The following is a 12,860-nucleotide window of genomic DNA, read 5'->3' as shown; positions in this document are numbered from 1 at the left end:
GTTCACACAGGTTGTCGGTGTCAGGCGGCCAGGTCCAGATCAGGCCGCCTTGTCCAATTCAAACGCATCATGCAGTGCTTGCACCGCAAGTTCCATGTATTTCCGGTCGATCAGCACCGAAATCTTGATTTCGGAGGTGGTGATCACCTTGATGTTGATGCCTTCATCCGACAGCACCTTGAACATCTTCGCTGCAACTCCAGATTGCGAGCGCATGCCGATGCCGACCACAGAAACCTTGGCGACATCACGGTCTGCCAGCAGCTCTGCATAGTTCAGCTCGCCCTTTTCCTTCACCGCCTGAAGCGCCTGCTCGGCACGCGCGACCTGATCGGTCGGACAGGAGAAGGTCATATCGGTGCGGCCCTCGTCAGAGATATCCTGCACGATCATGTCCACATTCACGCCCGCTTCGCTCAGCGAGGTGAAGATATGCGCCGCGATGCCGGGACGGTCGGCGACCGACTGGACGGTCAGCTTGGCTTCGTCACGGGAATAGGCCACACCGGCCACAACATTGGATTCCATGATTTCCTCCTCGTCGCAGACCAGGGTTCCGGCCTCGTCCGATTGTTCCTCGAAACTGGACAGCACGCGCAGTTTCACCTTGTAGCGCATCGCCAGCTCGACCGAGCGGGTCTGCAAGACCTTGGCCCCCAGCGAGGCCAGTTCCAACATTTCCTCAAACGCGATCTTGTCCAGCTTGCGCGCCTTGTCACAAATCCGTGGGTCGGTGGTATAGACCCCGTCCACATCGGTGTAGATATCGCAGCGCTCAGCCTCAAAGGCCGCAGCAAAGGCCACGGCGGTGGTGTCCGATCCGCCCCGTCCCAGTGTGGTAATGCGGCCTTCGGGGCTGATCCCCTGGAAGCCTGCGACCACGGCGACTTTCATGCCTTCGCCGAATTTCGCGTTGATGTTCTCCGGCGGGATTTCCTCGATCCGGGCCTGGCTATGGGCGCTGGTGGTCTTCAACGGCACCTGCCAGCCCTGCCAGCTGCGCGCCGGGATATCCATCTCCTGCAGGGTCAGCGCCATCAGCCCGGCGGTGACATTCTCGCCAGAAGACACAACCGCATCATATTCGCGCGCATCAAACAGCGGCGAGGTCTCATTGACCCAGCCGACAAGCTCATTGGTCTTGCCCGACATCGCAGAGACGATGACAATCACATCGTAGCCCTTGGCCACCTCGACGCCCACGCGTTTCGCCGCGCGGCGGATGCGGTCCAGATTGGCGACAGATGTGCCACCGAATTTCATCACAAGAACGGGCATTGGGCAAAACTCTCCGTGCGCTTGCGGGTTTCAACTCCCCGCCTCTTATGCGAGCGGCCTCAGGAGGGCAAGCCTGCGGATTGTAGCGATACACATAGAAACGCAGGGGCAACACGCAATATTGATGCGTAAGAACCGCCATGCACGGTCGATCTGCTTAATTGCGCCAGAACCGGATGGTCAGAATGGCATAAACTGCCATCAATTCCAGCCGCCCAATCAGCATCGCCGCGCTCAATATCCACTTCGCCCCGTCATTCAGCGTCGAGAAATTACCCGCAGGTCCAATCCGATCGCCGAGGCCGGGGCCGATATTGGCCACAGCCGTTGCAGCCCCGGATACCGCCGTCACAAAATCCAGCCCCGTCAGGGCCAGGGCCCAGGCCACGATTCCCAGCGTCACAACGAAGAACATGAAAAAGGAAATCACCGAGCTCAGCACCTCGGTATCCACCGCCCGCCCCTGATAGCGTGGCACAAACACCCCATGTGGCGAATGGATCCGCTGGATCTGCACCCGGATCGAGGCAAACAGCAACTGATACCGGAAGATCTTGACCGAACAGGCAGTGGACCCCGCACAGCCCCCGATCAACCCGATGAAGAAGAACAGCATGACCAGAAAGCTGCCCCACTGCATATAATCGACACTGGCGTAGCCGGTGCCGGAAATGATCGAGGTGATATTGAACAGCGCTTCACGCACGGCCTGTTCCGGATGATGTGGAAAGACGTAGACCAGCACACAGGCGGTCACCACCACCAGCAGGGCAATTGTCGTCAGAAATGCCCGGATCTGGCTATCACGAAACAGCGGTTTGGACTGGCCGTTGATCATCTGCACATAGCGCACGAACGGCAGCGCCGCGAGGATCATGAATACTGATGCCGCATATTCGGGCTCCCCAGTGAAGGTCCCGAAAGACGCGTCATAATTGGAAAACCCGCCGGTCGAACAGGTGGTCAGCGCATGGACCAGCGCGTCGAACGGCTCCATCCCCAACAACATATAAACCACCATACAGGCGACGGTCAGCCCCACGTAGATCAGCGAAATCTGTTTCGCGATCGCCTGCGCGCGGGGCAAGATTTTACCCATGGTATCAAAAGCTTCTGAGCGGAAAATCTGCATTCCACCGACCCGCAATTCGGGCAGGAACACCATCGCGACCACAATAATCCCGATGCCACCCAGCCATTGTAGGATGCCGCGCCACAGCAACAGCCCGCGCGGCAGATCGTCCAACCCGGAGATCACGGTGGAACCGGTGGTGGTGAGGCCCGACATAGCCTCGAAAAACGCGTCCACAAACCGCAACTCGGTGGCGCCGAGCATAAGCGGGATGGCTCCAAACAGCGGCAGCGCCACCCAGACCAGCGTGGTCAGCAGAAAGGTCTGCTGAATGGTCAACCCCTCGCGCACCCCATTGGCACAGGAGAGCGCGATCAGCCCGCCGCCAAGGATGGTGATCACCGCGCTTTCGAGGAAAACCGGCCACTCCCCCTGCCCGTCGTATAGATCGACGGCCAGAGGAAACACCATGGTCGCCCCAAGAATGGCCACCAACAGGCCAATGACATATCCAACCGGACGCAGATCCAACATGGTCGCAGCGTTGGCCTGCCCCGCACAGACTGTCAAGAGACTGCGCGCGTCCGGCAGGCTGGCCCTATTGTTTTGCCCGTGACTTAGACGCAGGTTTGGCCTTTGCAGCGGCTGGCTTCGCCGTGGTTGGCTTCGCAGCCGCCTGTTTGCCACTATCCTGTTGTCCCGGGGCCGCCCCTGCGGCCTGACCCGCCATCAAGGCCTGCGCGCTGGTGGTTCCGGTCTGTTTTAGACCCATCTGTCGGCTATCGGTCACGACAGGCTTTGCCTCAGATTTGGCCGCCGCCGACTTAAGAGTGGCTGGCATCTGCGCCGGTTTCGACGGCGCACGAGGTGTTTTGCGGCGGGCCGCAGGCGCAGAGGGTTTTGATGCAGTCGGCTTCGCAGCGCTACCGCCACTGGTGGTTCTTTGGCTGGCAAACCCGCTCTGGTCGGAAGTGGTCTGGGTTGGGGTCGCTACTGCCTTGGTGGCCTTTGAGGCTGCTGCCTCTGTAGTGATGACCCCGCTCGGGGCAGGTTTATTGATCTTTTTGACCGCTGCAGATTGCGCTGGACGGGCCGGTTTGCGCGTGGCCTTACGGCGGGCAGGCGCAGGCTTTGCAACCGTATCGTTGGACGATGACGGCAATGCGGTCTTGGTGCCAGTCTTGCCAGTGACGCCATAAGTCGCAGCCATAGCCTCTCGAGCCAAGGCCATCTGCGCCGCAGGCACCGCCCCCATCAGAGTCATGGCGCCACGCCAGAACCGCAACTGGTTACCAACAATCGTGCCAGCCAGCGCAGCAGGGGTTCGGGGAAGGTCTGTGAAATCGAGTAGAGGGATCATCAACATCTCCTGTTTGGCGGGCAGCTTTTGCGGCCTCCTGAGGATGGGAGTCGCAACGCACGCACCCCTTCAGGTTGCAAGTCTAGCTGATTATTGCCGCAGTGCAGCAAAAAAATGCCGCAACGCAGATGACCATTGATTAACAAAAGAAACCGCCGCCCGAATGGGCAGGCGGTTCGGTTTGATAGGCCAAGTCTGCGGCGGAATACGCGCCTCAGGCGCCCTCAGCCCTGATGGATCAGCGTCGCGAACATCTTCGGATCAATGCTGCGGGCCGCAAATGTCTGCCCCTGTGTCAGAACGCTGATCGCATCGTGGCTGTGCAGGCTTTCCTGATGGCTGGCGACAACCCGGAAATCACCGATCCGTGGATCCGACTGCAACGCCTCACAGAACAACCGCGCCGCATCTTCCACAAAGATCGGGTTCGCCGCGTTCAACTCGGCAAAGGCCTGTTCGTCCTCACGCTTCACCATCACCTGCGTTTCAGTCGGCACCGCGCGGCGGCAATGATCAATCACATCTTCAAACCACAACATCGAGGCGCCCGGTTCCTGCACCAGAGATATCCGCGCAACCGAGCGCTGCGAATGCGGCGTCGCCAGCTGCCCCCGTGAACTACGTGCGTGTTCACTCAACTCAAGTGAGCAGGGACAGGTCGAGGAGTAGACATAATCAAGATGGATAATCTTCGTCCGCTCACCGTCGTGATCGACGATTTCCAGAGCGATATCATAGTACTGATAGCCCGACAGGCCCGACCGCAGGCTTTCGACCTTCACCGGAAAGGAAAACCGCATCTGAAGGCGCGCATCCAGGCTCTCCAGATCTGTCAGATAATCATCCAGAGCCGCCTCCATCACCTCAAAACTGAAGGTGCGCTCGGCATGTTTGTAGAACGACCGCATAATCCGGGACATATTGATGCCCTTCTTGTCGGCATCCAGGCTGACGGTGCCGGTGACGCTGGTTTCCAGTGTCAGGTCCCCATTGTCACGGGTGTGAAAGCGAATCGGCAGGCGAAAGTTGGAAATCCCCACATGCTGGATCTGTTCATGCGCGCCCCGGATCAGGCTCGAAGGGCCGTTTTGCAGATCCGGCAGGGTTGCACGATAGCTGATGTCAGCCTCAAATCCCTCAGGGTAGTGTCGCGACAGATCCGGATAATTGCCCACTGGCGCATCCGGAAGAAGCCGCGCGACCGCCGGGTTCAACTGGGCAATTTCAGTCTCGGTGGCTGCGCTGGCCCATTGGCGCAATAGGTCGAGCGCCTCTTCTGCGTCCGCTCGATCAGGCGCCTTGGTCAGATTACGCGAGTGAGAGTTCATGACACAGAGACCTCCGCTGATGCTGCCCGATCATCAGGCGGCAGGATTGGTTTTAGTCTGTTACGCGGCAGATCGCAAAACAGATCATTCAAAAGCGTCGTGTTTTGCGTATTTCCGGCGATTGCCCCAAGATCACCTAGGATCGGTTCCCAGCTGAGGCAGGCAACCCAAATTGCCCCCTGCCCCAACTGCATCTTGGTGTCGCCCCGTTCAGCCCTCAGCCGCCGCAAGCGCTTGCGTCAGATCCGCAATCAAATCACCTGCATCCTCCAACCCGACCGAGAACCGCACCAGCCCCGGGGTGATGCCCAGCTCATCCTTCAACTCCTCCGACAACCGCTGATGGGTGGTGGTGGCTGGATGGGTGGCAATGGATTTCGCATCGCCCAGATTGTTGGAAATCACCGGGATGGTGAGCGCGTTCAGGAACCTGAATGCCACCTCCTTGCCGCCTTTTAGATCCAGCGACAGCACAGTGCCGCCCTTGCCGCCCAATTGCCGCTGGACCAGCGCGTGTTGGGCGTGATCTTCCAGCCCCGGATACATCAACCGCAACAGCGCCGGATGACCGCTCAGCGCCTGCGCCAGTTCCAGCGCACTGTCCGCCTGCGCATTCACCCGGAGCGAAATTGTCTCCAGCCCCTTTAGCAGGGTCCAAGCATTGAACGGGCTGAGGCTGCCGCCGGTGTGTTTCATATAGGGCTCAACGGTGCCGCGGATAAAATCGCGCGTTCCAAGGATGACGCCACCCAGAACCCGGCCCTGCCCGTCGATATGCTTGGTGGCTGAGTAGATCACCACATCCGCGCCCTGTTCGATGGCGTTTGAGAACACCGGAGTCGAGAACACATTGTCCACCACGACGGTGGCACCGACCGCATGGGCCAGCTCCGCCACCGCTGCAATGTCGATCACTTCCAGCGTCGGGTTGGACATGGATTCGAAAAACACCGCCTTGGTGTCGGGCCGTAGCGCCGCGCGCCAAGCGCCAAGATCGGTGCCATCAACAAAAGTCACCTCAACCCCAAAGCGGGTCAGGATATTCTCAAGAATATAGAGACAGGAGCCAAACAGCGCCTTGGCCGAAACCACATGGTCACCCGTCTTCAGCATCGAAGTGAGCGCGCCATTGACCGCCGCCATGCCGGACGCGGTGGCAAAGGCGTCCTCGGCCCCTTCCAGCGCGGCAATCCGCTCTTCGAACATAGCCACCGTGGGGTTGCCGTAGCGGGCATAGATGAATTCATCGGGACCGGTCTCGATGAACCGGGCCTCAGCCTGCTCAGCGCTGTCATAGACAAAGCCCTGCGTCAGGTAGATCGCTTCGCTGACCTCATTGTACTGGCTGCGCCGGGTGCCGCCATGCACCAGTTTGGTGCGTTTGTTCCAGGTCTCGCTCATCTTCTATCTCCTTGCGCGCAATGCGCATTAAAAAAACCCCCGTTCGGCCAAGCGAAAGGGGGTCCTTCACATCCTGACCTCTTTAGCGGGATTGTTTTACGTGGCCCGCAATCCGGTAAACAAATCGCCACGATATGTGAGCTTCGGATACGCCGAAACCGCCGTTTGGTCAAGTCCGCAGCGGCACTGCGCGCCCTTCAGCCCCTGGTGTTCCATCACACCCGCGTGACCCAACCTCAAAGACGACGAGAGACCCGCGACATGCGACACCCCAGCCGCCAATGCAAATGCGAAAGCCCCGGCTCACTCCGTCTCATCCACCTCGGCATCCGGCAGCGCATAGGCCTGAAACACCCGCGCCTGGGTCATGAAGAAGGCAAACATCGCCAGCGACAGACCAAACGTTTTGAAGTAGACCCAGGTCCCTTCGCTCTGGGTGCGCCAAATCACCTCGTTAAGAACCGCCAGCGCAAAGAAGAAATAACACAGCCGCCGGGTCAGGATCATCCAGCCGGCATCCTGCAGCGGCATCAGGTCATCCATCGCCACCTTCAGATAGCTCTCGCCCCGCAGAAGACCGATTGCCAAGGCACCGCCCAGCAGCACATAGAGGATCGTCGGCTTCATCTTGAAAAACCGTTCATCATTGAACCAGACAGACAGTCCGCCAAACAGCACCACAATGATCAGCGTGCCAACCTGCATCTTGGAGATGTGCCCAGTAAGCCGCCACAGCGCCAGACTTGAGAGGATCATCAGAGGGATGAAGCCTGCGGTGGCAATGATGAACCCCCGGTATTCTTCCCCGCCAATCACAAACACCTCGTCGCGCAGCCACAGATAGCCTGCGAAAAACGCAACAAGCGGGCCGTATTCCAGCACCAGTTTCAGGGTTGGGTTGATGGGTTTGCCCGCCATGGGATCTCCTGCCTGTTGCGCCCGCGCGTCATCTGCGGTCGCGGTGCGTTCTGCGAAATCTGGGTTGCCTGCCTCTGGTCTTCAACCTGTTGGGTCATCATAGAGTGGTGAAGGGCCAGCGGATCAGCCGCCCATCTCCACTATCACGGCCCCCAGCGCGATCAAAGCCATCAGCGCAATCCGGCGCGGACCAACGGTTTCCTTTAGCACCAGCCAGCCGATCAGGGCCGCGAACACGGTCGAGGTCTCACGCAGCACCGCTGCCTCGCCCACCTTGTCCAGCCGTGTCGCCAGCATCACCGCACCAAAGGAGCCAAAGGCAATAAGACCGCCCAATAACCCCTTGGCCATCAGGGGACCGGGATCAGGGCGTGGCGTCATCGCCCTCCAGCGCAAATAGGCATAAGGCGGCATCGCCAGCCCGTCGATGAAGAAGAACCAAGCAAGGAAGGTGAAAGGATCCGCCGTCGCGCGGATACCATAGGCATCATAGGTGGTGTAAAGCGCCACAAAGATACCGGTGACCCCTGCCAGCGCCAGCGCACTGCCAAGGGTCTCACGATCGCTGGTCAAATTGCGAAAATTGTAGAGCGCAAGGCCAAAGATCCCCGCCAAAAGCACGGCAACCCCCAGCCACTGGACCGCCGTAAACCGCTCATCAAACAGAACCGAGGCGCCAAGCACCGTGAACAGCGGCCCGGTGCCTCGCACGACCGGGTAAACAACGGTATAGCTGCCCTTACTGTAGGCCAGCCCCTGCAGGATCTTATAGGCCACATGGATCCCCCAGACGGCCGCAAAGATTGGCCACATATGTGGTTCCGGCCAAGGCACGACGAACAACGCCAGCGGCATCGCCATCATCCCATAGGAAAAATCAATCGCCCCGCGCGACAACCAAGGATCATAGCGCCCTTTCTGAAGCGCCCCGAACACCGCATGCAACAGCGCAGCCATCAGGGCCAGAGCAAGGGCCATATGGTGCCCCGCCTCCGTGCCTTCCAGCGAGATCAGCCAATCGCTCAATTGAAATACCTTTGCGCCAAGACAGATGACCGGGGGTTTTCCACCCCCGGACCCCGGAGGATATTTTCAGCCAGAAGATGGGTGGGCCTGCGTTGGTCAGGAACGTTCCAGACCGGTGAGCGCAGCAGCAAATTCTTCCGGGTCGAAAGGCGCCAGATCATCGATTTGCTCGCCCACGCCAATGGCATGGATTGGCAGGCCGAAGCGATCCGCCAACGCCACCAGTACGCCACCCTTGGCGGTGCCGTCCAGCTTGGTCATCACCAGACCGGAGACATCTGCGAGCTTCTGGAAGGTCTCCACCTGATTGAGGGCGTTCTGACCGGTGGTCGCATCCAGCACCAGCAGCGTATTATGCGGCGCGGTCTCGTCCTTCTTGCGGATCACGCGGACGATTTTGGCCAGCTCTTCCATCAGGTCGGCGCGATTCTGCAGGCGTCCGGCCGTATCAATCATCAGAAGATCTGCGCCGTCTTCCTGCGCGCGGGTCATCGCGTCGAAGGCAAGGCTGGCCGGATCAGACCCTTCCGGAGCGGTCAGGACCGGCACGCCCGCCCGATCGCCCCAGACCTGCAACTGCTCCACTGCTGCCGCGCGGAAGGTGTCGCCTGCGGCAATCACCACCTTTTTGCCCGCAGCCTTGAACTGGCTGGCCAGCTTGCCGATTGTGGTGGTCTTGCCGGAGCCATTAACCCCCACCACCAAAACCACCTGCGGGCGTTTCTGGTAGATCGGCATGGGACGGGCAACCGGCTCCATGATCCGGGCCACTTCTGCGGCCAGCAGTTCCTTGATCTCGCGGGTGGACAGCCGTTTGCCAAATCGACCCTCGGCCATATTGGCGGTGACCCGCAGCGCGGTATCGACCCCCATGTCAGCCCCGACCAGAAGGTCCTCCAGCTGTTCCAGCATCTCGTCATCCAGCGCGCGGCGCGGCTCATCCGCTTTGCCGCGCCCCATCAGACGCCCCAAGAGACCCGGCGTTGCCGGAGTTGGATCCGGCGCGACCGTCGGCTTGATCGATGGTTTCGCCATCGGCTCCGCCGGTTTTTTCACGGGCTCCGCCGGTTTTGTAATGGGCTCCGCCGGGCGGGGCGATTGTTCGGGCGTCTGGGCCGGGATCTCGGCAGGCGCATCTACGGGGATCTCGGACGGCGCTTCAGACGGCACTTCCACTGGCGGAGCCTTCGGAGCCTCAACAGGCTGTTCAGCTGGACCCTCGACAGGCGGTGCGGACGGCGGCACATCAGGTGTCTTTTCAGGTGCAGGCTGATGCGGGGCCGCAGCCTCTGCACCCTCCTCGACGATGGCATCCAGCCCTTCCTCAAGCTTGTTCGACGACTTGAACAGCCGGTCCTTCAGTTTTGAGAAAAACGCCATGTCGGTCTCCGCAGATTGGGTCGGTGCGAGTTGTTACGCGGACACCTAATGCGGTTTTGCGGCAAGTGCAAAGCACCTCGCCGCATCAACCGACGCAAATCCGGTCCCGGCCTAAAGAAACGCCAGCAGAAACCCCGCCTGCGCGCCCCAGTAAAGCGGCCAAACCACATAAGGCGTGATCCGCCGCGCCGGGTGATCTTCGCCCAACACAAAGGTCTCAAACGCGAGCACAATATCAGAGGCCATGAAGGCCACCGCCGCCGGCAGCACCAGCGCCAGACCCGTCAGCCCAATGCCCAGCGGCAAAGTCAGCGTCGCCAGCCCCATGCACAAGATAATTGGCACATAGGCCAGTACAGGCCCCTTCAACGCACCAGCCCGCGGTGCCAGCAGCCGTACCATGGCAAGCCCGACCATAGCCAGCACCAGCACGCCGACCAGTTGCGGCAGCTGTACCAACCTTGCGAGATCACTGCTCTCCTGACCAAGGAACAGAAAAATATAAATGAGATGGCCTGCCGCAAAGGCGCCCACTCCAGCCATGAACGCGCCCTCCCCGTCGCGCGACAGGCAGAAATCGCCCACTGCGCAGAGGCCAAGCGCCAGGGTCAGCAGCAGCGGCCCTCCTCCCAGCCATGCGGCAACGGCCAGCAGGAGCACCGCCAGCGTCTTGGTCACGCTGCGCAGCGCGCTGGGAGGTCGCGCGGTCAACCCTAGGTACAAAAGCGCCGAGAGCGCCGCCGCCACAATCAACACATCCCCTGCAGGGCTGCTTCCAAAACCTGGCATGTCGCTCTCCCCTTCGTTGCAGCTGCGGTCTGCGCCGGTGCTTGCTTTGCGTGCCGTGCCTTAAGTTGGCCGGTATATGACTGATGTTGCCCGCCTCTTCGCCAACGGTCAAAGGTGACGCCGCGCAACCCAATCGCAAAGCCGACTGCGCGACAGACCCCGAAATGTTGCTGAACATGGGTCACGGAAATATTGGCCAGAACCCTGCGCCTCTGGCACAGTTGGCCCATGCGACAGCTCAGCTTGATTCTCTCGACGGTGCTCTGTGGCCTCCTGTCCGAGGACCGCCCCGCTTGGGCCGGCGCGCCGCTCACTGCCGATCAGTTCGACCGCTACACCCAAGGCCGCACATTGTTCTACGGCTTCGACGGGGTGCCCTACGGGGTTGAACGCTATCTGCCGAACCGCCGGGTGATCTGGTCATTTCTGGACGGGCAATGTCAGGATGGCGAATGGTACCCAGAGGCTGATCAGATCTGCTTTGTCTACGATGAGATCGGCACACCGCAGTGTTGGCAGTTCTCAATCGGCGACGATGGGCTGATTGCACAGTTCGACGGCGACCCGGAGGCCACTGAGCTGTATGAGGCCGAAGACATCGGCGAGGACATGCTCTGCCTTGGTCCCAAGATTGGCGTTTAGCCCCCTTCGCACAAACCCTGACCTTAACCGTATCGACGCGGGTGGCTTCTGCGCAACCTCAGCTTTGCCAGCGGTTCAGAACAGGGACCCCTGGTCATCCGGCGCCGCCTTGCCGCTCTGGCGCTTACCCGGTTTGGACGCCTCTGATTTGGACGCGCTGGGTTTCTTTGTCGACGGCATCGCTCGATCTGCGGTGCCTGCCTCTCCCGTCATCACAGCGATTTCCGCATCGGCAAATTCGATCCGTAAACCTGCCTGCGTGGCGGCATCTGCGGCCCGGGTCACCACGCCATCCTTGCTGCGCACCACGGCATAGCCGCGCTCCAGCGTGGCCTTGTAGCTGAGGATCTCCAGCTGCCGACCCGTTGCCTCCAGACGGTGCCGGTGCCGGTCCAGCCGCTGTGTCTGCACGGTTTCAAGCCGCTGCGCCAGTTGGCCAATGTGATCCCGTTGACGTCCAAGCTCCTGCTGGATCGGGCGCAGCGTCAACCGCGACGAGAGATTGCGCAGCCGATCCTGACGGGCTGTGACCAGCTGACGCAGCGTGCTGGGCCGCAGCGCAGCCGCCGCCTCGCTCAGCCGCAGGCGGCGACGCTCAACTCCCCGGATCAGCGCATCGGGCAGCCGTTCGGACACCCGGTCCAGCCGCTGGCGCGGCGTTTCCAATAGCGTATCGGGCTTCGGCAACGCCCGCGCCAGATCGTTCAGCCTCTGCCGTCGCTGCTGCACCGCCTGACCCGCCGAGCGCACCAGCCGCGCGCCCTGATTCTCGGTCCAGCCCAGCAGTTCCAACCGCACCGGGACCGCCAGTTCCGCCGCCGCCGTCGGGGTCGGTGCGCGACGGTCGGACACAAAATCAATCAGCGTGGTATCCGTCTCATGCCCCACGGCCGAGATCAGCGGGATCTGACTGTTCGCGACAGCCCGGGCGACAATTTCCTCGTTAAAGCCCCACAGGTCCTCGATCGAGCCCCCGCCACGGGCCACAATGATCAGGTCCGGTCGTGGCAGCGCGCCCCCCGGTGTCAGCTGGTTGAATCCTTCGATGGCGCGCGCCACCTCCGGCGCGCAGTTCGGCCCTTGCACGGCGACCGGCCAGACCAGCACCTTGCGCGGGAAACGGTCGCGCAGCCGGTGCAGGATATCGCGGATCACGGCCCCTGAAGGCGAGGTCACCACCCCGATGATCTGCGGCAGATACGGCAGCGGTTTTTTCCGCTCCGGCGCAAACAGGCCCTCGGCCTCCAGCTGTTTCTTGCGCTTTTCCAACAACGCCATCAGCGCGCCCTGCCCGGCAACCGCCACCTCATCGACGTTCATATTGTATTTCGACTGTCCGCCGAACGCCGTCAACCGGCCGGTGACAACCACCTCCAGCCCCTCTTCCGGCACCACGGAGAGGCTTGCGATCTGCCCCTTCCAGGTGGTGCAGGCCAGCACCGAGCGATCATCCTTGATGTCGTAATAAAGATGCCCGGAACGCGCCTTGAACACGCGGCCCACCTCCCCCTTCACCCGAATGCGGCCGAAGGTGCCCTCTAGCGTGCGCTTCACCTCACCTGAGATTTCCGAGACGGTGAATTCGGGGGCGTTCTGCCCGGGCCGGTCGGATGGGGTTGGATCATCAAACAGGTCTGACATGGCGGGGCTGCTCTCCTGCGGCGCA

The 12,860-nt window shown here is 61.0% G+C and carries 11 protein-coding genes and 1 riboswitch; of the genes, 1 reads left to right on the top strand and 10 read right to left on the bottom strand.

Annotated elements, in window-relative coordinates:
* Nucleotides 1–39 precede the first annotated feature (39 nt).
* From GAL_RS05090 to GAL_RS05045, 9 genes are all read right to left on the bottom strand, one after another.
* Complete coding sequence (locus tag GAL_RS05090) at nucleotides 40–1,278, bottom strand: aspartate kinase (RefSeq protein ID WP_024096509.1); 1,239 nt, start codon at nucleotides 1,276–1,278, stop codon at nucleotides 40–42.
* Nucleotides 1,279–1,435: 157 nt separating this feature from the next.
* Nucleotides 1,436–2,884 carry a TrkH family potassium uptake protein gene (locus GAL_RS05085; protein ID WP_024096508.1) on the bottom strand — a complete coding sequence of 483 codons (1,449 nt, stop codon included), beginning with the start codon at nucleotides 2,882–2,884 and terminating at the stop codon, nucleotides 1,436–1,438.
* Between the two features lie 64 nt (nucleotides 2,885–2,948).
* On the bottom strand, nucleotides 2,949–3,710 hold the full coding sequence (locus GAL_RS05080) for a hypothetical protein (protein ID WP_024096507.1): 762 nt from the start codon (nucleotides 3,708–3,710) through the stop codon (nucleotides 2,949–2,951).
* A gap of 224 nt (nucleotides 3,711–3,934) precedes the next feature.
* Nucleotides 3,935–5,038, bottom strand: coding sequence for a GTP cyclohydrolase FolE2 (folE2, locus tag GAL_RS05075; protein WP_024096506.1), 1,104 nt, complete (start codon nucleotides 5,036–5,038; stop codon nucleotides 3,935–3,937).
* 210 nt (nucleotides 5,039–5,248) lie between these two features.
* Nucleotides 5,249–6,439: an O-succinylhomoserine sulfhydrylase gene (metZ, locus tag GAL_RS05065; RefSeq protein WP_024096505.1), complete on the bottom strand. Its 1,191-nt coding sequence runs from the start codon at nucleotides 6,437–6,439 to the stop codon at nucleotides 5,249–5,251.
* Between the two features lie 61 nt (nucleotides 6,440–6,500).
* A riboswitch (SAM riboswitch) is annotated at nucleotides 6,501–6,580 on the bottom strand.
* A 162-nt stretch (nucleotides 6,581–6,742) separates the two neighbouring features.
* Nucleotides 6,743–7,357, bottom strand: a complete 615-nt coding sequence (locus tag GAL_RS05060; RefSeq protein ID WP_024096504.1) for an inner membrane-spanning protein YciB — start codon at nucleotides 7,355–7,357, stop codon at nucleotides 6,743–6,745.
* A gap of 123 nt (nucleotides 7,358–7,480) precedes the next feature.
* On the bottom strand, nucleotides 7,481–8,383 hold the full coding sequence (locus GAL_RS05055) for an EamA family transporter (protein WP_040103907.1): 903 nt from the start codon (nucleotides 8,381–8,383) through the stop codon (nucleotides 7,481–7,483).
* A gap of 96 nt (nucleotides 8,384–8,479) precedes the next feature.
* Nucleotides 8,480–9,763, bottom strand: a complete 1,284-nt coding sequence (ftsY, locus tag GAL_RS05050) for a signal recognition particle-docking protein FtsY (RefSeq protein ID WP_024096502.1) — start codon at nucleotides 9,761–9,763, stop codon at nucleotides 8,480–8,482.
* Between the two features lie 111 nt (nucleotides 9,764–9,874).
* Nucleotides 9,875–10,552, bottom strand: a complete 678-nt coding sequence (locus GAL_RS05045) for a lysoplasmalogenase (protein ID WP_024096501.1) — start codon at nucleotides 10,550–10,552, stop codon at nucleotides 9,875–9,877.
* A 228-nt stretch (nucleotides 10,553–10,780) separates the two neighbouring features.
* On the opposite strand from GAL_RS05045, the gene GAL_RS05040 reads away from it, so the two are divergent.
* Nucleotides 10,781–11,194 carry a hypothetical protein gene (locus tag GAL_RS05040; protein ID WP_024096500.1) on the top strand — a complete coding sequence of 138 codons (414 nt, stop codon included), beginning with the start codon at nucleotides 10,781–10,783 and terminating at the stop codon, nucleotides 11,192–11,194.
* Between the two features lie 75 nt (nucleotides 11,195–11,269).
* Here GAL_RS05040 and xseA read toward each other — a convergent pair whose 3' ends face one another.
* Complete coding sequence (gene xseA / locus GAL_RS05035; RefSeq protein ID WP_024096499.1) at nucleotides 11,270–12,835, bottom strand: exodeoxyribonuclease VII large subunit; 1,566 nt, start codon at nucleotides 12,833–12,835, stop codon at nucleotides 11,270–11,272.
* Between the last annotated feature and the right edge of the window lie 25 nt (nucleotides 12,836–12,860).

The organism is Phaeobacter gallaeciensis DSM 26640, from assembly GCF_000511385.1.
GTDB lineage: Bacteria > Pseudomonadota > Alphaproteobacteria > Rhodobacterales > Rhodobacteraceae > Phaeobacter > Phaeobacter gallaeciensis.
Note: the sequence above shows the minus strand (reverse complement) of the source record. Positions and strands in the feature narration are given on the sequence as shown.

Excerpts from the sequence above, each read along its gene's own strand:
- GAL_RS05090 (WP_024096509.1), bottom strand. The coding sequence starts at position 1,278 with ATGCCCGTTCTTGTGATGAAATTCGGTGGCACATCTGTCGCCAATCTG.
- GAL_RS05085 (WP_024096508.1), bottom strand. The coding sequence starts at position 2,884 with ATGTTGGATCTGCGTCCGGTTGGATATGTCATTGGCCTGTTGGTGGCC.
- GAL_RS05080 (WP_024096507.1), bottom strand. The coding sequence starts at position 3,710 with ATGATCCCTCTACTCGATTTCACAGACCTTCCCCGAACCCCTGCTGCG.
- folE2 (WP_024096506.1), bottom strand. The coding sequence starts at position 5,038 with ATGAACTCTCACTCGCGTAATCTGACCAAGGCGCCTGATCGAGCGGAC.
- metZ (WP_024096505.1), bottom strand. The coding sequence starts at position 6,439 with ATGAGCGAGACCTGGAACAAACGCACCAAACTGGTGCATGGCGGCACC.
- GAL_RS05060 (WP_024096504.1), bottom strand. The coding sequence starts at position 7,357 with ATGGCGGGCAAACCCATCAACCCAACCCTGAAACTGGTGCTGGAATAC.
- ftsY (WP_024096502.1), bottom strand. The coding sequence starts at position 9,763 with ATGGCGTTTTTCTCAAAACTGAAGGACCGGCTGTTCAAGTCGTCGAAC.
- GAL_RS05045 (WP_024096501.1), bottom strand. The coding sequence starts at position 10,552 with ATGCCAGGTTTTGGAAGCAGCCCTGCAGGGGATGTGTTGATTGTGGCG.
- GAL_RS05040 (WP_024096500.1), top strand. The coding sequence starts at position 10,781 with ATGCGACAGCTCAGCTTGATTCTCTCGACGGTGCTCTGTGGCCTCCTG.
- xseA (WP_024096499.1), bottom strand. The coding sequence starts at position 12,835 with ATGTCAGACCTGTTTGATGATCCAACCCCATCCGACCGGCCCGGGCAG.